Source organism: Streptomyces sp. MCA2, from assembly GCF_023544705.1.
Taxonomy (GTDB): domain Bacteria; phylum Actinomycetota; class Actinomycetes; order Streptomycetales; family Streptomycetaceae; genus Streptomyces; species Streptomyces decoyicus.
In genome coordinates, this window is sequence record NZ_JAMJFM010000001.1 from 125887 (window position 1) to 144653 (window position 18767).

Below are 18767 nucleotides of genomic sequence, written 5' to 3' on the forward strand. Positions count from 1 at the left end.
AACGTTGGCCATCAGGACACCGCCGGGCCCCCGGCCGCCACGGAAAGCTGACAGCACCCCCGGGAAACCCGCCCGACCAGCGCCGCGGATGCCCGGTCACCGCCGTAGGCACCGTACGAAGGAGACACCATGTCCGAGACCCGGACCCCGCAGATGCGAGCCGTCAGCCAGGACACCGCCGGAGGCCCCGACGTCCTCAAGATGATCACCACCGACCGGCCGGTGCCCGGCCCGACGGAGATCCTGGTCCGGGTGCACGCCGCGGGCGTCAACCCGACCGACTGGAAGTCGCGCTCCCAGGGCGCGTTCATGACGGGCGCCAAGGCCCCGTTCACCCTGGGCTTCGACGTCTCGGGCGTGGTGGAGGCGGTCGGCCTCGGCGTGACCCTCTTCGCGCCGGGCGACAAGGTCTTCGGCATGCCCCGCTTCCCGCACCCCGCCGGGGCCTACGCCGAGTACGTCACCGCCCCCGCCCGCCACTTCGCGCACCTTCCGGCGAGCCTGGATCACATCCAGGGCGCCGCACTCCCGCTGGCCTCGCTGACCGCCTGGCAGGCCCTGGTCGACACCGCGCAGGTCCAGCCGGGCGCGCGGGTGCTGATCCACGCCGCGGCGGGCGGCGTCGGCCATCTGGCCGTGCAGATCGCCAAGTCCCGTGGCGCGTACGTCATCGGCACCGCCCGGCAGGCCAAGCACGACTTCCTGCGCGGCCTGGGCGCCGATGAACTCATCGACTACACCCAGCAGGATTTCGCGGAGGCGGTGCGCGACGTCGATATCGTCCTCGACACCATCAGCGGCGACTACGGCGCCCGTTCGCTGCGCACCCTGCGCCCCGGCGGCACACTGGTCTCGATCCTGCCGCTGGACGACACCTTCCCGGCCGCACAGGCGCGCGAGGCACGGGTCCGTGCGGGGTTCATGCTCGTCGAGCCCGACCGGGCCGGGCTACAGGCCGTCGCCGGCCTGGTGGACAGCGGAAAGCTGCGGGTCGCCGTCGACACCGTCGTACCGCTCGAGGAGGCCGCAAAGGCGCACACCCTCGGCGAGACCGGCCGCACCACCGGCAAGATCGTGCTGACCGTGGCGCCCTGACGGCGGTCACCGGCCGGCGGGCCCGCCACCGGCCGTTCCTTCGCCTTCGTCCGCGCCGGCCGGTGAGGACTCACCGGCCGGCGCGGACCACTGAGGGCCGGCGGAGTACATCACCTGGGGCGCGTCGAACTCCACGAAGCTGTCGACCGGCTGCATGCCGATGGATTCGAGAAGCCGGCGCGAGCGGACGTTGGCTTCCTGGGTGACGGCGACGGCCGAGGGATCGTGTGACGGGATGGCCTCCAGAGCCCAGCCGACGACGACGGCCACGGCCTCACAGCCGTATCCACGGCCCCAGTACTCGGGCAGAAAGGCGTACGACACTTCCCGCCGGCCGTCGAACCGGGAATCCGCCTCGACCGACACCGAGCCGACCACGACGGCCTCGTCCCGGGTGGTCACGCTGAACACATACGGCCGTCCCGCGAAATGCTGCTGGTAGAGGGCGAGCTGCTGCTCGGCGACCGGCCCGCCGAGAAAGCGCCGGACCTCCGGGTCCGTCCACAGCCGGGTGAACGCGTGCACGTCGCCGGCTTCGGCGGGACGCAGCAACAGCCTGGACGTACAGAGGGTGGCGGGCCAGGAAGCCTCGGCAGATAGAGCAGACATGCCCGGAGCATCGCAGCGGGACGCGTGTCGCGGCGCCCGCTTCAGGAGAACCGGTCCGGATATCGCCGTTGTTGCACCCTTCGCGCACTCTGCACTGCGGACGCGGGAGAAGCTCGCCGCCCACGGCACGGATCGCCCGGGGCGAGGAGGCCGAGGCCCTACCAGGCCCCCCTCACGTCTGCGCCATGTCCACGAACCGTGAGTAGTGGCCCTGGAAGGCGACCGTGATCGTCGCCGTGGGGCCGTTACGGTGCTTCGCCACGATCAGGTCGGCCTCGCCGGCCCGCGGGGACTCCTTCTCGTAGGCGTCCTCGCGGTGCAGCAGGATGACCATGTCGGCGTCCTGCTCGATCGAACCGGATTCACGGAGGTCGGAGACCATCGGCTTCTTGTCCGTGCGCTGCTCGGGGCCACGGTTCAGCTGGGAGAGCGCGATGACCGGGAGCTCCAGCTCCTTTGCCAGCAGCTTGAGGTTTCGGGACATGTCCGAGACCTCCTGCTGGCGGCTCTCGGCGCGCTTCGAGCCGCCGGACTGCATCAGCTGGAGATAGTCGATGACCACCAGCTTCAGTTCGTTGCGCTGCTTGAGCCGGCGGCACTTCGCGCGGATCTCCATCATCGAGAGGTTCGGCGAATCGTCGATGTACAGCGGCGCGGCCGAGACGTCCGGCATCCGGCGCGCCAGCCGCGTCCAGTCCTCGTCCGTCATGCTGCCGGAACGCATGTGATGCAGCGCGACCCGCGCCTCGGCGGACAGCAGACGCATCGCGATCTCGTTGCGCCCCATTTCCAGCGAGAAGATCACGCTCGGCAGATTGCTCTTGATCGAGCAGGCCCGCGCGAAGTCCAGCGCAAGGGTCGACTTACCCATGGCGGGGCGGGCCGCGATCACGATCATCTGGCCGGGGTGCAAGCCGTTCGTCAGGGAATCCAGGTCGGTGAAGCCCGTGGGCACGCCCGTCATCTGGCCCTGGCGTGAGCCGATCGCCTCGATCTCGTCGAGGGCGCCCTCCATGATGTCGCCGAGCGGAAGGTAGTCCTCGCTGGTCCGCTGCTCGGTGACGGCGTAGATCTCCGCCTGGGCGCTGTTGACGATCTCGTCGACATCGCCGTCCGCGGCGTATCCCATCTGCGTGATGCGGGTGCCGGCCTCGACGAGACGGCGCAGCACCGCACGCTCATGGACGATCTCGGCGTAGTACTCGGCGTTCGCGGCGGTCGGTACGGACTGGACGAGGGTGTGCAGATACGAGGCGCCGCCGACCCGCGCGATCTCGCCGCGCTTGGTCAGCTCCGCGGCGATGGTGATCGGGTCGGCCGGCTCGCCCTTGGCGTAGAGATCGAGAATCGCCTGGTAGACCAGCTCATGGGCGGGACGGTAGAAGTCCTCGCCCTTGAGGACCTCGACGACATCCGCGATCGCGTCCTTGGACAGCAGCATGCCGCCGAGCACGGACTGCTCGGCGTCCAGGTCCTGCGGGGGCACCCGCTCGAAACCGCCGTTCCAGGAGCCGCCGCCGCCGTCGTCGTCGCGCTCCTGGCGGTCGCCGCGGCCGCGGCCCTTGCCCTCGCCTCGCCGGGAGCGCGCGGCCGGCAGCAGGTCGCTGGGACCGGAGTCCGCCCAGGGGTCTTCCATGGGCTCGGGAATGCTCACCCCGGCACCTCCTCCCGTCCGCGACGCGGACCTTGCTGTGCTGTTCTTTCTTACGGCACAGCTCTGACAATCGAGACGCCCGACTCCGGTTACGGCGCGTCGAGTTCGGACGATTTCTCAGGCCGGAACAGGCGGCGGGTGCCGGACCACGGTAGGCCCGTGGGCACCGTCCGCCAATCTGGTTATCCACAGGCCATGTGGATGACCGCCCTACAGCTGTGGAGAAGTCCCCGGATCCTGTGCACGGCCCGGGGGAAACTTCTGTGGACAAGCACACAATCGCGCCACCCCCACCGAGCTGACCTGCACCTTTCTCATCCATAGGCTGTGGGGGAGAAAAACTTTCACTTGCGATTCAAGATCGCGACAAACGGCACAGGGAAGGCAACTCCGCACAGCGGAAAGTAAGGACTGCAAGGGGTTTGCATCTCTTACCTGTGGACGATTACATTGAGCGCATGACCCAGGCTCCCGCGACCCCGCGGCGCACCGACCGCCGCCATGACCGCGAGATCATCGCCCTGGCCCTGCCGGCGTTCGGTTCACTGGTCGCGGAACCTCTCTTCGTCATGGTCGACAGCGCCGTCATCGGCCACCTCGGCACTCCCCAGCTCGCCGGCCTCGGTGTCGCCGCCGCCCTGCTCACCACCGCCGTCTCCGTCTTCGTCTTCCTCGCCTACGCCACCACCGCCGCGGTCGCCCGCAGGGTCGGCGCTGGCGATCTGCCCGCCGCCATCCGCCAGGGCATGGACGGTATCTGGCTCGCCCTGCTGCTCGGCGCCGCCGTCATCGCGACCGTGCTGCCCACCGCCCCCTGGCTCGTCGAGGCCTTCGGTGCCTCCGGTACCGCTGCCCCGTACGCCACGACCTATCTGCGCATCAGCGCGCTCGGCATCCCCGCGATGCTCGTCGTGCTGGCCGCGACCGGTGTTCTCCGCGGGCTCCAGGACACCAGGACCCCGCTCCATGTCGCCATCGGCGGCTTCTCCGCCAACGCCGCACTCAACGTCGCCTTGGTATACGGCGCCGGGCTCGGCATCGCAGGGTCCGCCTGGGGCACGGTCATCGCCCAGTGCGGGATGGCCGCCGTCTACCTCGTCGTGGTCATCCGCGGTGCGCGACGGCACGGCGCCTCACTGCGTCCCGACGCCGCGGGGATCCGTGCCTCGGCCCAGGCCGGGGTCCCGCTGCTGGTACGTACGCTCTCGCTGCGCGCTGTGCTGATGATCGCCACCGCCGTCGCCGCCCGGCTCGGCGACGCCGAGGTCGCCGCCCACCAGATCGTGCTCACGCTGTGGTCCCTGCTGGCCTTCGCGCTGGACGCGATCGCCATCGCCGGGCAGGCCATCATAGGCCGGTACCTCGGTGCGGAGGACCGCGACGGTGCCAGGGCCGCCTGCCGGCGCATGGTCCAGTGGGGCATCGCCTCCGGCCTGGTCCTCGGCGTGCTGGTCGCCCTCGCCCGCCCCTTGTTCATCCCGCTGTTCACCTCCGACCCCGCCGTGCAGGGCCCGCTGATGAGCACGCTCCTGGTCGTGGCCGTGACACAGCCGGTCTCCGGGATCGTCTTCATCCTCGACGGCGTGCTCATGGGTGCGGGGGACGGGCCGTATCTCGCCCGGGCCATGGTGGTGACGCTGGCGCTGTTCGCTCCGGCCGCGCTGGCCGTACCTGTCCTCGGCGGCGGACTGATCGCGCTGTGGTGGGCGATGGCACTCATGATGACCGTCCGCATGCTCACCCTGTGGCTGCGCACCCGCTCGGGCCGATGGATTGTGACCGGGGCCTCTCGCTGAAGGACCTCCCGCAATACGCAACGGGTGCCGATAATGACCGTGTGCGCTCGTTTGCCAGGAAGTCCGTGCTGCCCCTGACGTTCGTCGTCAGCATGGCCGCTGCCGTGGTGGGCTACGCCTCGGAGGAAGCCGATACGAGCAAAAGCGCCCTCGGTGGCCGCAGCAGCTTCGGCAAGTCCGGCGAAGCCGGCCAAGATCCGCAGGACCAGGACCCGGCCGCGACGGCCCCGGCCGACAACGGCAATGCGTACACCCCGCGCAGAACCGAGCAGAACGCCCGCGTCGGCGCGGTCTTCGAGAAGGACGACACCGGCGAGCACTTCTGCACCGCGAGCGTGGTGCAGAGTCCGGGCCGGAACATGCTCATCACCGCGGCCCACTGTGCCTTCGATCCCGACGCCGAGACCACGGTCGACGATCTTGTCTTCGCGCCCGACTACCGCAACGGCAAAGAGCCGACCGGCCTGTGGAAGGTCAAGAAGGTGGTCATCGACGACCGCTGGGCCAAGTCGCAGGACGAGGATCTCGATATCGCCTTCCTCGTGCTCGACAAGAAGAACGGCAAGCAGATCCAGGACGTGCTGGGCGGCAACACGCTCGGCATCGACCGCGGCTTCGACAACGAGGTCAAGATCACCGGCTATCCGACCAGCCGTGACACCCCGATCTCCTGCCAGAACCGCACCACGAAGTACAGCAGCACCCAGCTCCGTATCAAGTGCAGCGACTTCGAGGGCGGTACGAGCGGCAGCCCCTGGCTGGCCGACTACGACCCCAGGAGCCACACCGGCACGGTCATCGGCGTTCTCGGCGGCCATGAAGGCGGCGGTGACGTGGACGATGTCTCCTACGCCGCGTACTTCGACGACGATGTCGTCAAGCTCTACAAGCGCGCCCAGGACGAGGACTGACAGCGAGCCGTCGGCACCCGCACACGGCAAAGGGCCGCACCCCGGACGGGATGCGGCCCTTCGGCGTGGTGCTGCGCTTACGCGGCGACGACCTCGACGCCGAGCTTCGCAACGACCTCGGCGTGCAGACGCACGGAGATCTGGTGCGCGCCCAGGGTCTTGATCGGCGAACCGAGCTCGACACGACGCTTGTCGACGTCCGGACCACCGGCGGCCTTGATCGCCGAGGCGACGTCGGCCGGGGTGACGGAGCCGAACAGGCGGCCCGCGTCGCCGGCGCGAACGGCCAGCTTCACGTTGACGCCCTCGAGCCGGCCCTTGATCTCGTTGGCCTGCTCGATCGTGGCGATCTCGCGGATCTTGCGACCGCGGCGGATCTGCTCGACGTCCTTCTCGCCACCCTTGGTCCAGCGGATCGCGAAACCACGCGGGACCAGGTAGTTACGGGCGTACCCGTCCTTGACGTCAACGACGTCGCCGGCGGTGCCGAGGCCGGAGACCTCGTGGGTGAGGATGATCTTCATGATTCGGTCACCCTTCCCTTATCGCGCGGTGGACGTGTAGGGCAGCAGCGCCATCTCACGGCTGTTCTTCACAGCCGTGGCGACGTCACGCTGGTGCTGAGTGCAGTTGCCGGTGACCCGGCGGGCACGGATCTTGCCGCGGTCGGAAATGAACTTCCGCAGCAGGTTCGTGTCCTTGTAGTCGACGTAGGAGATCTTCTCCTTGCAGAACACGCAAACCTTCTTCTTAGGCTTGCGAGCAGGCGGCTTCGCCATTATCTCTCTCCAATGAGTTCAAGAAGTTTGTGCTGACGCCCTCAAGGCCCCTGGCCGCTTCGCTGCGCGGTTTCACGTGAAACCGCGCGGAATCGAGCCAGCTGTACGGACCTAGAAGGGCGGCTCGTCCGAGTAGCCACCGCCGGAGCTACCGCCCCAGCCACCGCCGCCACCCTGCTGACCGCCACCGGAGCCGCCGGCAGGACCATTGGTCGCCCACGGGTCGTCGGCGGGAGCACCGCCGCCACCCTGCTGGCCGCCGCCGGGGCCGCCGCCCCAGCCGCCGCCACCCTGGCCGCCGCCCTGCTGACCGCCACCGAAGCCGCCGCCCTGGCCACCACGACCGCTGGTCTTGGTGATCTTGGCTGTGGCGTTCTTGAGGCTCGCGCCGACTTCCTCGACGTCGAGCTCGTAGACCGTGCGCTTCACGCCCTCGCGGTCCTCGTAAGACCGCTGCTTGAGGCGGCCCTGGACGACCACGCGGGTACCCCGCGTCAGGGACTCGGCGACGTTTTCCGCCGCCTGACGCCACACCGAGCAGGTCAGGAACAGGCTCTCGCCGTCCTTCCACTCATTGGTCTGGCGGTCGAAAGTGCGGGGAGTGGACGCGACGCGGAACTTCGCGACCGCCGCACCGGACGGGGTGAAGCGCAGCTCGGGGTCGTCGACAAGATTGCCGACAACCGTGATGACGGTCTCGCCTGCCATTAGGGGAACCTCTCGGCGGGTGTGCTGCTGGCTGCTGGTGTTGCTGCTACTCGGACCCGGTTACCGCTGGGCGCTTGCGCGCTCAGTGGGTCTCGGGACGAAGGACCTTGGTCCGGAGGACCGACTCATTCAGGTTCATCTGACGGTCGAGCTCCTTGACGACCGCAGGCTCGGCCTGCAGGTCGATGACCGAGTAGATGCCCTCGGGCTTCTTCTTGATCTCGTAAGAGAGACGACGACGGCCCCAGGTGTCGACCTTCTCGACCTTTCCGTTGCCCTCACGGACAACGGAGAGGAAGTTCTCGATCAGCGGGGAGACAGCGCGCTCCTCGAGATCGGGGTCGAGGATGACCATCACCTCGTAGTGACGCATGTAGAACCCACCTCCTTTGGACTCAGCGGCCACGGTCGTTCCGTGGCAGGAGGGTCGTATGCGTTCCGCGCCGAGCCCGTCCGGGTCATCCGGGCAGACATGGGCGCAGACCGTACAGAGTACCTGCCTGAAGCCTTCCGGTTGAAATCCGCCCGGTGCACCCCTCAATCTGGAACACAACGGGTGTGAGCGGCGTTACAGTGCGCCGCCCTGTCATCGGAGGTGCCGCATGGCACAGGCAGCACGGACCCAGCGCAGTCTGCTCTCGCTTCTCAACAGCGACGGCAAGGCGCATCCCGTCGAGAACACCATCGCCATTGTGACCGTGGTCCTCGGCGCGATCGCCATCTTCACCACGCTCTCTCCCAGCCTGCACCTGATCAGCTCCTGGGCCGGCCTGATCGGAATCGGCACCGGCCTGTGGGGACAGTTCATCTCGTCGACGACAGGCGAACGCTTCCTGTTGATCATCGGCCTCGGGGCAGCGGCCGTCGGCTTCTACCTCGGCCTGGCTCACGGCGGCCTCTTCGGGGGCCTTATCGGCTAGCCGATGCGGCATACGGGGCCCCGGCCCGTATGGCCCAGACGGGGCGCTCCGTGGTCACAGTAGGCTTCGGCGCGAGAGCCGGAGCCCCGACCGAGGGGACACACCTGCCGAGGAGCGCCCCGCATGAGCCTGACCCTGAGGACCATCAGCCGAGAGCAGCATCTGGCATATATCCAGAGTCTGCCCGCGGCCAGCCACATGCAGGTCCCCGCCTGGGCGGACGTCAAGTCCGAATGGCGGGCGGAGAGCCTGGGCTGGTTCGACGCGAGCGGCGAGATGGTGGGCGCCGGCCTGGTGCTCTACCGACAGGTTCCCAAGGTCAAGCTCTACCTGGCGTACCTCCCGGAGGGGCCGGTCATCAACTGGCACTCGCCGAATCTGGAGGACTGGCTCCAGCCGATGCTGAAGCATCTCAAGCAGCAGGGTGCCTTCACCGTGAAGATGGGCCCGCCGGTGGTCATCCGCCGCTGGGACGCCCAGGCGATCAAGGCCGGCATCCAGAACCCCGACGTCAAGCGGCTGAGGGACGTCGAGGCGACGCATATCGAGCCGCGTGCCTTCGAGGTGGCCGACAAGCTGCGCCGTATGGGCTGGCAGCAGGGCGAGGACGGCGGCGCCGGCTTCGCCGACGTACAGCCCCGCTACGTCTTCCAGGTGCCGCTGGCCGACCGGTCGCTGGAGGAGGTCCACAAGGGCTTCAACCAGCTGTGGCGCCGCAACATCAAGAAGGCCGAGAAGGCCGGCGTCGAGGTCGTCCAGGGAAGCTACGACGACCTGGCCGAATGGCAGCGCCTCTACGAGATCACCGCGATCCGTGACCACTTCCGGCCGCGGCCGCTCAGCTACTTCCAGCGCATGTGGACGGCCCTCAACGCCGAAGATCCCAACCGCATGCGGCTGTACTTCGCGCGCCACGACGGCGTGAACCTTTCCGCGGCGACCATGCTCGTCGTCGGCGGGCACGTCTGGTACTCCTACGGCGCCTCGGACAACATCGGACGTGAGGTCCGTCCCTCGAACGCGATGCAGTGGCGGATGCTCCAGGACGCCTATGCGCTCGGCGCCACGGTCTACGACCTCCGCGGCATCAGCGACTCGCTGGACGAGAACGACCACCTTTTCGGCCTGATCCAGTTCAAGGTCGGCACAGGCGGGCAGGCAGCGGAGTACCTCGGCGAGTGGGACTTCCCGCTCAACAAGCTTCTGCACAAGGCGTTCGACATGTACATGGCGCGCCGCTGACCGCTTCACCGCACCGTCCGTACTCCTGACACACCAGCCACGAGAAAGGTTCCGGGCCCGGCCATGGCGCTCACCCTCTACGTCGACACCGCGCGCTGGCGGGCGCATCACCAGAGCGTTTTCCAGCAGTTCCCCGGGCTGGTCCCGGTCTGCAAGGGCAACGGTTACGGCTTCGGCCATGAGCGCCTCGCCGATGAAGCGACCCGCCTGGGCGCCGACATTCTCGCGGTCGGGACGACCTATGAAGCGGCCCGCATCAAGGACTTCTTCAGCGGCGACCTGCTCGTTCTGACACCGTTCCGCCACGGCGAGGAGCCCGTGCCGCTGCCCGACCGGGCGATCCGCTCGGTCTCCTCGGTCGAGGGCGTGGGCGGCCTGGTCGGCGCCCGGGTCGTCATCGAGGTCATGAGCAGCATGAAGCGCCATGGCGTCAAGCCGGAGGATCTGCCGAAGCTGGCCGCGGCCATCGAGGACATCCGGCTCGAGGGCTTCGCGCTGCACCTGCCGCTGGACCGCGCCGACGGGTCCGACGCGGTCGAGGAGGTCATCGGCTGGATGGACCGGCTCCGCGCCGCCCGACTCCCGCTGCACACCATGTTCGTCAGCCACCTCAAGGCCGATGAACTCGCCCGTCTCCAGCAGCAGTTCCCCCAGACACGGTTCCGCGCGCGGATCGGCACGCGGCTGTGGCTCGGCGACCACGACGCCACCGAGTACCGCGGCTCGGTGCTCGATGTCACCCGGGTCGCCAAGGGCGAACGCTTCGGCTATCGCCAGCAGAAGGCGGCCTCCGACGGCTACTTGGTCGTGGTGGCCGGCGGCACCTCGCACGGTGTCGGCCTGGAGTCGCCCAAGGCACTGCACGGCGTGATGCCGCGCGCCAAGGGCGTGGCCCGGGCCGGCCTGGCAACCGTCAACCGCAACCTCGCGCCGTATGTGTGGGCCGGGAAGCAGCGCTGGTTCGCGGAGCCGCCGCACATGCAGGTGTCGATCCTGTTCGTGCCGGGAGACGCACCGCAGCCGCAGGTCGGTGAGGAACTGGTGGCCCATCTGCGGCACACCACCACCCAGTTCGACCGCATCGTGGACCGCTGAACCGGCCGAGCGCCTGCTCGGACACACGCCAAGGGCCCGGTGCCGCAGACGTTCTCTGCGGCACCGGGCCCTTGGCGTGGCGGGTCAGGGGCCGGCTCATTCCCGTACGGCGCCCCAGCGCACCTGTGGCGCCCCCTCGAAGTGCACCGCGTGCCGGGGACGGTGATGGGCCCGGCCGAGCACGAACACATCGGGGCTGCGGTCCAGGACTCCGCCCGAGGGGTCGTCGTCCCCGTCCCTGCGGACCACATCGCGCTCCGGCATCAGGATGTCCCGTACGACCACGGCGCACAGATAGAGCGTGCCCACGAGGTGCAGCACGATGGCCAGCTGGTAGCCCTCCAGCGGCAGGCCTTGGTGCTTGTCGCCGCTTCCCGTGTAGGCGAGGTACATCCAGATCCCCAGGAAGTACATGACCTCGCAGGCCTGCCAGATCAGGAAGTCCCGCCAGCGCGGCCGGGCCAGCGCGGCGAGCGGGGTCAGCCACAGGACGTACTGCGGCGAGTAGACCTTGTTCGTGAGGATGAACAGCGCGACGACGAGGAAGGCCAGCTGCGCGAAGCGCGGACGGCGCGGCGCATAGAGGGCCAGCAGGCCAATGGCGCCACAGCCCACGATCATCAGCAGCGTGGCGTAGGTATTGGCGTTCTCCAGGGGGTTGCCGGTGCGCTGCGAGATCAGGAGCCAGATGGAACCGAAGTCGATGGGTCGTTCCTGGCTGAAGGTGTAGAACTTCGCCCAGCCCTCCCGGATGTGGAATCCCGCGGCATCGTGCGTGATCATCACCGGCAGGTTCACCACGAGCCAGGAGGCCGCAGCGCCGACCGCCGCTCTCCCGTACGCGCGCCAGGTGCCCGCGCGCCAGCACAGCACCAACAAGGGGCCCAGCAACAGCACCGGATACAGCTTCGCCGCGGTAGCCAGGCCGATGAGGATGCCGGCCGCCAGCGGGCGACTGCGGGACCACATCAGCATCCCGGCGGCCGTCAGGGCGATCGCCAGCAGATCCCAGTTGATGGTGGCGGTCAGGGCGGCGGCCGGTGCCAGGGCGACCAGGAGACCGTCCCAGGGGCGTCGCCGGTGGGTACGGGTCACACACACCGCGATGACAGCGGTGCAGATCATCAGCATGCCGGCGTTGACCAGCCAGTAGATCTGTTCGCGGTGCTGGATCCCCCCGGCGTGCGGTGTCATCCAGGAGGCGACCTCCATGAAGACGCCGGTGAGCACGGGGTACTCGAGGTACTCCATATCGCCGGGCAACCGGTCGAAATAGGGGATCAGCCCCTCGGCGAAGCCCCGCCCCGCATAGAGATGGGGAATGTCCGAGTAGCAGGCGTGGGTGTACTGGCTCGTGGCGCCGAAGAACCAGCCACCGTTGTAGCAGGGCAGCTTCTGCACCATGCCCAGTGCGAACATGCCGATGGCGATGAGCGCGATGATCCGAACCGGCGTCAGCCAATGCGTCCCGAGCAGTGCGCGTCGGCCGATCGGCCCGCCGATCAGCTCGCTGCCGGCCGCCCCCACCTCATCCCGCCTGGTCGGCCGTACCGACTCGTCTCGTCGCACGCTCGTCATGGGCCCATCCTGCCGTACGACCCTGTCCAGAAGACGGCGAAGCCCCGCCCGGTCAAGCCGGGCGGGGGCTTCGTGGCTCCGTGTTTCACGTGAAACATTCAGCGTTTCACGTGAAACGGCCGTCAGCCGCTGGGGCCGCCGAACAGGCCGCCACCGCCGTTCGCATCCGTCGGATCAGGTGTCGGACTCGTGCCACCGGTGTCACCGCCCGGTCCACCCGGTCCGCCCGGTCCTCCGCCGTTAGCTCCGCCGTTGCTCGTCCCGCCGCTGTTCTTGCAGTTGACGTCCCAGGGAGAACAGGTGTCTGTCGGGCTCGGGCTGGGAGAGTTCGTCGGGGAAGCGGAATCGCTCGGCTTCTCCGAAGGAGACTCCGACGGGGAGTCCGACGGCGTGGGCGTCGGCGTCGGCGTCGGCATACCTGCCTCGTCCACCTTCTGCCCGATGGGCGTAGCGGGCTGGAAGGTCTCCGGCGTAACGCCCTTCATCGCCTGGAGCATGTACTCGGTCCACACCTCGGTGGGCAGTGCACCACCGTGGATCGAGTCGAAGCCACCGACACCGTTCATGGACAGCTGACGCGGATTCCCTGCGTCCTCACGGAACATCGTGACGGCAGTCGACAGCTGCTTGGTGTAGCCGACGAACCAGGCCGACTTGTTCTCGTCGGTGGTGCCGGTCTTGCCCGCTGCCGGCATGTTCAGCCGGCTGGCCAGCTTGCCCGTACCGTTCTTGATGACGTTCTGTAGCACCTTGGTCACGTTGTTGGCGACATTGGGTTGCATCGCCGTCTCCTGCTTGGGCTTGTCGAAGCCCGTCAGGTCTTCACCCTGGAACGTCACCTTGGTCACCGAATAGGGCTCCACCTTCGTTCCCGACTGGGCGAAGGTCGCGTAGGCATCGGCCATTCGAATCGCACTCGGCGTGGAGGTACCCAGCGCAAAGGACGGGTTCAGGTTCTTGTCGAAGCTGGCCGGCGAGATACCAGCAGCCTCCGCCATGTCGCGGACCTTGCTCATCCCGACGTCCATGCCGAGCTGCACGAACGGCGTGTTGACGGACTGCTCCATCGCCTTGGTCAAGGGGATGTAGCCCCAGGGATGGTTGCTCTCGTTTTCCTGGAAGAAGGGCGTGTTGTCCCGCTTCGTAACGTAGTGGCCTTCGGCGTCCTTCACCTTGAGGTGGTCATCGCCGTTGTAGCGGCTGTCCGGTGAGAGCGGCCCGCCGCTACGGGCGGTTCCGTTCTCCATCGCCGCTGCGAGCACGAACGGCTTCCAGGTCGAGCCGACCGGTACGCCGAAGGTGTCGGCGTTGTTGCTGAAGTGCCCCTTGTCGTAGCCCTCACCGCCGTACAGGGCGACGATCTTGCCGTCGCCCGGCACCACGGAGGCGCCACCGAACTGAACGTATTTGTCCTTGGCGCGCTTTTCCGGGTCGATGTACCGCTTGTTGACCTTCTTGACCGCGCCCTCGAGCTGAGTGGTCTTCTTCGCGTCGAAGGTCGTCCGGATCGTGTAGCCGCCCTTGTCGAACTGCGCCTCGCTGAGACCCGCGTGCTTCAGCACGTACTTCTTCGCGGTGTCCATCATGTAGCCGATCTGGCCACCCTTGCTGGCCACCGGCTTCGGCAGATGCGGCTTGGGGAAGTTGCCCCGGTACTTCTCCCGCTGCGTCTTCGACAACAGGTGGTTCTCGACCTCCCGGTCGAGAATCCAGGACCACCGTGCCTCGGCACGCTTGGTGTTCGCCGCCCGCGTGGCTCCCGGGCTAGTGCCGCCCGCCGGGTCGTACAGGTCCGCGCCCTTGAGCACGGTGGCCAGGAAGGCGCTCTGGTTCGCATCCAGCTTCTCGGCGTCGATTCCGTAGTACGCCTGAGCCGCTGCCTGGATCCCGTAAGCCCCGCGACCGTAGTAGCTGGTGTTCAGATAGCCCTGGAGGATCTGCTCCTTGTTCTTCGACCAGCCGACCTTGATCGCGATGAACAGCTCCTTGAACTTGCGGTCAAGGGTCTGCTGCTGGCTCAGCATGGCGTTCTTCACGTACTGCTGGGTGATGGTCGAGCCGCCCTGGGTCGAGCCGCCCTTCGCCATGTTGAACACGGCACGCGCGATGCCCATCGGGTCCACGCCCGAGTCCGTTCGGAACGACGCATTCTCCGCAGCGATGGCCGCATTCTGCATCGAGCGCGGAATCTCGTTGATCGTGACGTTCTGCCGGTTCGTCTCACCGTCACGCGCCATGACCTTGCCGTTGGACCAGAGGTAGACGTTGTTCTGCGACTTGGCGGCGTCACTCTCGCTGGGCACGTTCACCAGGGCCAGCGCGACGCCGGAGGCGCCCACGATCAGCCCTATGAAACCGACGCACAGGGTGGTGACCTGTTTCCAGGACGGCACGAAGCGCCGCCACCCGACACGGTTGGCACGCGGATAGTCGATCAGACGCTTCTTGGCCGGCTTTCCGCCGCCACGACCGCGCCCGCGGCCCCCCTCGGGGCCACCGCCACCACCGCCGCGCCGGCCTCCACCGCCACGGCCACCGGCGCCGCCTCCGGCAGCCGCTCCGGACATCTCGGACGCCTCGGACGCCCGCCGGCGGCCGCTGCGCTGGGAAGCTCTGCGGGCCTCGGCGCGCCCTCCTTGCCGCGGCTCATGACCAGTCGGCTCGGAGTGCGAGGCAGGATTGGCTGCGGAGCCACGCGAAGAGGCGGTTCGACGCCCCGGTGGCTGCTGTGCGGCGCGTCGGGCCGCGGCACGTCCGCCACTCTGCGGCTGTGGCGGTTTGCGACGGTGCTCGCTCATGGAACGAATACTCCTCGGGCAGGCGCGCTATCTCGTCGCCTGAAGGCGGCAGTTGTCTTCAGGTCCCCCCGATGCACGACTCGCTCCTGAGGCGCGAGCCGCACTACACCGAGGACAGGGACGCCAGATATTGGCCCACGGTTCCCGGCAGTCTGCATGCCGCACAGACTACGCACGGCCAAAACCTGCCCAGTGTTGAAATTCACTCCAAATCAGTCAGGTTGATGAGAACGATTCGGTGATGTGATGCCGTTCACCGTGCCCCCTCTTGTTCCACCCAGTCGACCGATCTATCGTCTGGATGTATCGAGTCGATACATCAGCACGGCATAAAGAACGCACAGGACCCAGGAGGCGGAGGATGAGCAGACGTTCCGGCATCCTCGAGTTCGCCGTCCTCGGCCTGCTCCGCGAGTCCCCGATGCACGGCTATGAGCTGCGAAAACGGCTCAATACCTCGCTCGGGGTCTTCCGTGCGTTCAGCTATGGCACCCTCTACCCCTGCCTCAAGGCGCTGGTCGCGAGCGGCTGGCTCATCGAGGAGACGGACGGCTCCCCGGAGGACGTACCCCCCGCGGCGCTGACGGGTCGCCGAGCCAAGATCGTCTACCGATTGACCGCAGCGGGCAAAGAACACTTCGAAGAACTGCTCGCCCACTCCGGACCGGATGCGTGGGAGGACGAGCACTTCGGCGTCCGCTTCGCGTTTTTCGGCCAGACTTCGCGCGACGTGCGGATGCGAGTGCTGGAGGGCCGCCGCAGCCGGCTGGAGGAGCGCCTCGAGAGGATGCGCACCTCCTTGGCCAGGTCCCGCGAGCGGCTGGACGACTACACCCTCGAACTACAGCGGCACGGCATGGAGTCCGTGGAGCGCGAAGTGCGTTGGTTGAACGAGCTCATCGAGAGTGAGCGCGCCGGGCGCGATCAGCGCCCACCAGGTCCCGCAGCGCAGGACAAGAAGAACCAGTCAGGAGATACGGGCGGCCTGCCCCGGCACCGGGGTGGTTCCCGGCCGGATCCGTCCGATGACACCACCACATGAGGCTCTGCTGTGCAGGCCCTCATCGAGAACACAGGGAGCAACCGGAATGGGTTCGGTTCGCGTAGCCATCGTCGGCGTGGGCAACTGCGCCGCCTCGCTGGTACAGGGCGTCGAGTACTACAAGGACGCCGACCCGAAGAGCCGCGTGCCCGGCCTCATGCACGTGCAGTTCGGCGACTATCACGTGCGTGACATCGAGTTCGTGGCGGCATTCGACGTCGACGCCAAGAAGGTCGGGCTCGACCTCGCGGATGCCATCGGCGCCAGCGAGAACAACACCATCAAGATCTGCGACGTGCCCAACGCGGGCGTGACGGTCCAGCGTGGCCACACCCTCGACGGCCTGGGCAAGTACTACCGCCAGACCATCGAGGAGTCCCCCGAGGCGCCGGTCGACATCGTCCAGGTCCTCAAGGACAAGCAGATCGACGTCCTGGTCTGCTACCTCCCTGTCGGCTCCGAGGACGCCGCGAAGTACTACGCCCAGTGCGCCATCGACGCCAAGGTCGCGTTCGTCAACGCCCTCCCGGTCTTCATCGCCGGCACCAAGGAGTGGGCGGACAAGTTCACCGAGGCCGGTGTCCCGATCGTCGGTGACGACATCAAGTCGCAGGTCGGCGCCACGATCACGCACCGCGTGATGGCCAAGCTCTTCGAGGACCGGGGCGTCATCCTGGACCGCACGATGCAGCTGAACGTCGGCGGCAACATGGACTTCAAGAACATGCTCGAGCGCGAGCGCCTGGAGTCCAAGAAGATCTCCAAGACGCAGGCGGTCACGTCCCAGATCCGCGACCGCGAGATGGGCGAGGACAACGTCCACATCGGCCCCTCGGACTATGTGGCCTGGCTGGACGACCGCAAGTGGGCCTATGTCCGCCTCGAGGGACGCGCCTTCGGTGACGTCCCGCTGAACCTGGAGTACAAGCTCGAGGTCTGGGACTCCCCGAACTCCGCGGGTGTCATCATCGACGCCCTGCGCGCCGCGAAGATCGCCAAGGACCGGGGCATCGGCGGCCCGATCCTCTCCGCGTCCTCGTACTTCATGAAGTCCCCGCCGGTGCAGTACTTCGACGACGAGGCACGGGAGAACGTCGAGAAGTTCATCAGCGGCGAAGTCGAGCGCTGAGACGCCCGACTTCCCTCCCCTGCGCAGGCCCCCGGGTATTCCACCCGGGGGCCTGCGGGCTGTGTGAGGCTGTGCCCCATGCATGCTGTGCGCGACCTGCGCGTCCTCCTCCGGCTGCGCGACTTCCGTTCGCTCCTTGCCGCGCGGCTCCTGTCCCAGGGGGCCGACGGAGTGTTCCAGGTCGCGCTCGCCACCTTCGTCGTCTTCTCGCCCGAGAAGCAGACCTCGCCCGCGGCCATCGCCTCCGCCATGGCGATCCTGTTGCTTCCGTACTCCCTCCTCGGGCCGTTCACCGGCGTGCTGCTCGACCGCTGGCGGCGCCGTCAGGTCCTGCTCTACGGCAATCTGCTGCGCACCCTGCTGGCCATGGGGACGGCAGCACTGATCGTGTCGAAGGTCCCCGACTGGCTCTTCTACGCCTCGGCCCTGGCCGTGACCGCCGTGAACCGCTTCGTCCTGGCCGGGCTCTCCGCCGCGCTGCCGCGCGTGGTCGACGGTGAACAGCAGTTGGTCATGGCCAACTCCCTGACCCCCACCGCCGGAACGCTCGCCGCGACGGCCGGCGGCGGGCTCGCCTTCGCCGTCCGGCTGGCCGGCTCGGATGTGGACGCGTATGTCGTGCTGCTCGCCGCGGCCCTCTATTTCTGTTCGGCTCTCACCGCGCTGCGCATGGCGCCGCAGCTGCTCGGCCCCGACCCCGCGGGCCTCCAACCACACCTCCGGGAAGCCCTGTTGAGCACGGTTCGAGGGCTGGTGGACGGGCTGCGCCACCTCGCCGAGCGGCGCACCCCGGCCCGCGCACTGATCGCGATGACCGTGATCCGTTTCTGCTACGGAGCCCTGACGGTCATGGTGCTGATGCTGTGCCGGTACCTCTGGTCCGGCACCGAGTCGGAGGGCCTGGCCCTGCTCGGCATCACCGTCGGGGTGTCAGGAGCGGGCTTCTTCGCGGCCGCTGTGGTCACGCCCTGGGCCGTCGGGCGGCTCACCGCGTTCGGCTGGATCGCCTGCTGTGCCGCGATAGGCGCCGTGTTGCTGCCGTCTCTTGGGCTGTTCTTCACGCCGGGCCCGATGCTGGCCGCCGCGTTCGTACTCGGCCTCGGCACCCAAGGGACCAAGATCTCCACCGACACCATCGTCCAGTCGTCGGTCGACGACGCCTTCCGCGGCCGGATCTTCGCCATCTACGACGTGCTCTTCAATGTCGCCTTCGTCGGTGCCGCCGCGGTCGCCGCCCTCATGCTGCCCCCTGACGGAAGATCGGCCGCTCTGCTCGGCGTCGTGACCGTGCTCTATGCGGTCACCGTCGCGGCGGTTCTCCGCTGGGGACGTGGCTAGACGTCTCGTGGCGCCCAGGCCCTGCGACGCGGCGCCGGGACCAGATACCTTACGCACGTCCTACACGAGCCTG

Annotated in this window: 17 protein-coding genes; 9 read left to right on the forward strand and 8 right to left on the reverse strand. The window is 67.9% G+C overall.

Annotation, left to right across the window (positions count from 1 at the left end; genetic code table 11):
- Positions 1 to 129 precede the first annotated feature (129 nt).
- Positions 130 to 1095 carry an NADP-dependent oxidoreductase gene (locus tag M8I34_RS00580; RefSeq protein WP_250047204.1) on the forward strand — a complete coding sequence of 322 codons (966 nt, stop codon included), beginning with the start codon at positions 130 to 132 and terminating at the stop codon, positions 1093 to 1095.
- Positions 1096 to 1101: 6 nt separating this feature from the next.
- Here M8I34_RS00580 and M8I34_RS00585 read toward each other — a convergent pair whose 3' ends face one another.
- Complete coding sequence (locus M8I34_RS00585) at positions 1102 to 1704, reverse strand: GNAT family N-acetyltransferase (protein ID WP_250047206.1); 603 nt, start codon at positions 1702 to 1704, stop codon at positions 1102 to 1104.
- 172 nt (positions 1705 to 1876) lie between these two features.
- Positions 1877 to 3340 (reverse strand): replicative DNA helicase, encoded by a 1464-nt coding sequence (gene dnaB / locus M8I34_RS00590; protein ID WP_250047531.1) that lies wholly within the window; start codon positions 3338 to 3340, stop codon positions 1877 to 1879.
- Between the two features lie 476 nt (positions 3341 to 3816).
- Here dnaB and M8I34_RS00595 point away from each other — a divergent pair, with 476 nt between their 5' ends.
- Entirely contained in the window at positions 3817 to 5154 is a 1338-nt protein-coding gene (locus M8I34_RS00595; RefSeq protein WP_250047207.1) for an MATE family efflux transporter, read from the forward strand.
- A gap of 41 nt (positions 5155 to 5195) precedes the next feature.
- Complete coding sequence (locus tag M8I34_RS00600; RefSeq protein WP_250047208.1) at positions 5196 to 6065, forward strand: serine protease; 870 nt, start codon at positions 5196 to 5198, stop codon at positions 6063 to 6065.
- 77 nt (positions 6066 to 6142) lie between these two features.
- Here the strand turns inward: M8I34_RS00600 and rplI are convergent, their stop codons facing one another.
- The 4 genes from rplI to rpsF all read right to left on the reverse strand — a co-directional run bounded on the left by rplI (position 6143) and on the right by rpsF (position 7925).
- On the reverse strand, positions 6143 to 6589 hold the full coding sequence (gene rplI, locus M8I34_RS00605) for a 50S ribosomal protein L9 (RefSeq protein WP_159481920.1): 447 nt from the start codon (positions 6587 to 6589) through the stop codon (positions 6143 to 6145).
- Between the two features lie 18 nt (positions 6590 to 6607).
- Complete coding sequence (gene rpsR / locus M8I34_RS00610; RefSeq protein ID WP_003978893.1) at positions 6608 to 6844, reverse strand: 30S ribosomal protein S18; 237 nt, start codon at positions 6842 to 6844, stop codon at positions 6608 to 6610.
- 111 nt (positions 6845 to 6955) lie between these two features.
- Positions 6956 to 7552: a single-stranded DNA-binding protein gene (locus tag M8I34_RS00615; RefSeq protein WP_244419814.1), complete on the reverse strand. Its 597-nt coding sequence runs from the start codon at positions 7550 to 7552 to the stop codon at positions 6956 to 6958.
- A gap of 82 nt (positions 7553 to 7634) precedes the next feature.
- Positions 7635 to 7925 carry a 30S ribosomal protein S6 gene (gene rpsF / locus M8I34_RS00620; RefSeq protein WP_006604399.1) on the reverse strand — a complete coding sequence of 97 codons (291 nt, stop codon included), beginning with the start codon at positions 7923 to 7925 and terminating at the stop codon, positions 7635 to 7637.
- Between the two features lie 229 nt (positions 7926 to 8154).
- Between rpsF and M8I34_RS00625 the strand changes: the two genes are divergently transcribed.
- From M8I34_RS00625 to M8I34_RS00635, 3 genes are all read left to right on the forward strand, one after another.
- Entirely contained in the window at positions 8155 to 8472 is a 318-nt protein-coding gene (locus M8I34_RS00625; RefSeq protein WP_250047209.1) for a hypothetical protein, read from the forward strand.
- A 123-nt stretch (positions 8473 to 8595) separates the two neighbouring features.
- The gene (locus tag M8I34_RS00630) at positions 8596 to 9714 is read left to right on the forward strand and encodes a peptidoglycan bridge formation glycyltransferase FemA/FemB family protein (RefSeq protein WP_250047211.1); all 1119 of its coding nucleotides are present in this window, start codon (positions 8596 to 8598) and stop codon (positions 9712 to 9714) included.
- A 63-nt stretch (positions 9715 to 9777) separates the two neighbouring features.
- Entirely contained in the window at positions 9778 to 10809 is a 1032-nt protein-coding gene (locus M8I34_RS00635; protein WP_250047213.1) for an alanine racemase, read from the forward strand.
- Positions 10810 to 10905: 96 nt separating this feature from the next.
- On the opposite strand, the gene M8I34_RS00640 is transcribed toward M8I34_RS00635, so the two are convergent.
- Both M8I34_RS00640 and M8I34_RS00645 read right to left on the reverse strand, forming a co-directional pair.
- A complete protein-coding gene (locus M8I34_RS00640; RefSeq protein ID WP_250047215.1) occupies positions 10906 to 12387 on the reverse strand; it encodes a glycosyltransferase family 87 protein in 1482 nt (493 codons plus the stop codon).
- Positions 12388 to 12509: 122 nt separating this feature from the next.
- Positions 12510 to 15185, reverse strand: a complete 2676-nt coding sequence (locus M8I34_RS00645; RefSeq protein WP_284049784.1) for a transglycosylase domain-containing protein — start codon at positions 15183 to 15185, stop codon at positions 12510 to 12512.
- Positions 15186 to 15546: 361 nt separating this feature from the next.
- Between M8I34_RS00645 and M8I34_RS00650 the strand changes: the two genes are divergently transcribed.
- From M8I34_RS00650 to M8I34_RS00660, 3 genes are all read left to right on the forward strand, one after another.
- Complete coding sequence (locus tag M8I34_RS00650) at positions 15547 to 16227, forward strand: PadR family transcriptional regulator (RefSeq protein ID WP_244419819.1); 681 nt, start codon at positions 15547 to 15549, stop codon at positions 16225 to 16227.
- Between the two features lie 46 nt (positions 16228 to 16273).
- Positions 16274 to 17356: an inositol-3-phosphate synthase gene (locus M8I34_RS00655; RefSeq protein WP_250047220.1), complete on the forward strand. Its 1083-nt coding sequence runs from the start codon at positions 16274 to 16276 to the stop codon at positions 17354 to 17356.
- A 78-nt stretch (positions 17357 to 17434) separates the two neighbouring features.
- Entirely contained in the window at positions 17435 to 18694 is a 1260-nt protein-coding gene (locus M8I34_RS00660; RefSeq protein WP_250047221.1) for an MFS transporter, read from the forward strand.
- Positions 18695 to 18767 lie beyond the last annotated feature (73 nt).

Coding starts and splice junctions, on each gene's coding strand:
- M8I34_RS00640 (WP_250047215.1), bottom strand. CDS start 12,387: ATGACGAGCGTGCGACGAGACGAGTCGGTACGGCCGACCAGGCGGGAT.
- M8I34_RS00660 (WP_250047221.1), top strand. CDS start 17,435: ATGCATGCTGTGCGCGACCTGCGCGTCCTCCTCCGGCTGCGCGACTTC.
- M8I34_RS00655 (WP_250047220.1), top strand. CDS start 16,274: ATGGGTTCGGTTCGCGTAGCCATCGTCGGCGTGGGCAACTGCGCCGCC.
- M8I34_RS00625 (WP_250047209.1), top strand. CDS start 8,155: ATGGCACAGGCAGCACGGACCCAGCGCAGTCTGCTCTCGCTTCTCAAC.
- M8I34_RS00585 (WP_250047206.1), bottom strand. CDS start 1,704: ATGTCTGCTCTATCTGCCGAGGCTTCCTGGCCCGCCACCCTCTGTACG.
- M8I34_RS00580 (WP_250047204.1), top strand. CDS start 130: ATGTCCGAGACCCGGACCCCGCAGATGCGAGCCGTCAGCCAGGACACC.
- rplI (WP_159481920.1), bottom strand. CDS start 6,589: ATGAAGATCATCCTCACCCACGAGGTCTCCGGCCTCGGCACCGCCGGC.
- M8I34_RS00635 (WP_250047213.1), top strand. CDS start 9,778: ATGGCGCTCACCCTCTACGTCGACACCGCGCGCTGGCGGGCGCATCAC.
- M8I34_RS00645 (WP_284049784.1), bottom strand. CDS start 15,185: ATGAGCGAGCACCGTCGCAAACCGCCACAGCCGCAGAGTGGCGGACGT.
- rpsF (WP_006604399.1), bottom strand. CDS start 7,925: ATGCGTCACTACGAGGTGATGGTCATCCTCGACCCCGATCTCGAGGAG.
- rpsR (WP_003978893.1), bottom strand. CDS start 6,844: ATGGCGAAGCCGCCTGCTCGCAAGCCTAAGAAGAAGGTTTGCGTGTTC.
- dnaB (WP_250047531.1), bottom strand. CDS start 3,340: ATGGAAGACCCCTGGGCGGACTCCGGTCCCAGCGACCTGCTGCCGGCC.
- M8I34_RS00615 (WP_244419814.1), bottom strand. CDS start 7,552: ATGGCAGGCGAGACCGTCATCACGGTTGTCGGCAATCTTGTCGACGAC.
- M8I34_RS00650 (WP_244419819.1), top strand. CDS start 15,547: ATGAGCAGACGTTCCGGCATCCTCGAGTTCGCCGTCCTCGGCCTGCTC.
- M8I34_RS00630 (WP_250047211.1), top strand. CDS start 8,596: ATGAGCCTGACCCTGAGGACCATCAGCCGAGAGCAGCATCTGGCATAT.
- M8I34_RS00595 (WP_250047207.1), top strand. CDS start 3,817: ATGACCCAGGCTCCCGCGACCCCGCGGCGCACCGACCGCCGCCATGAC.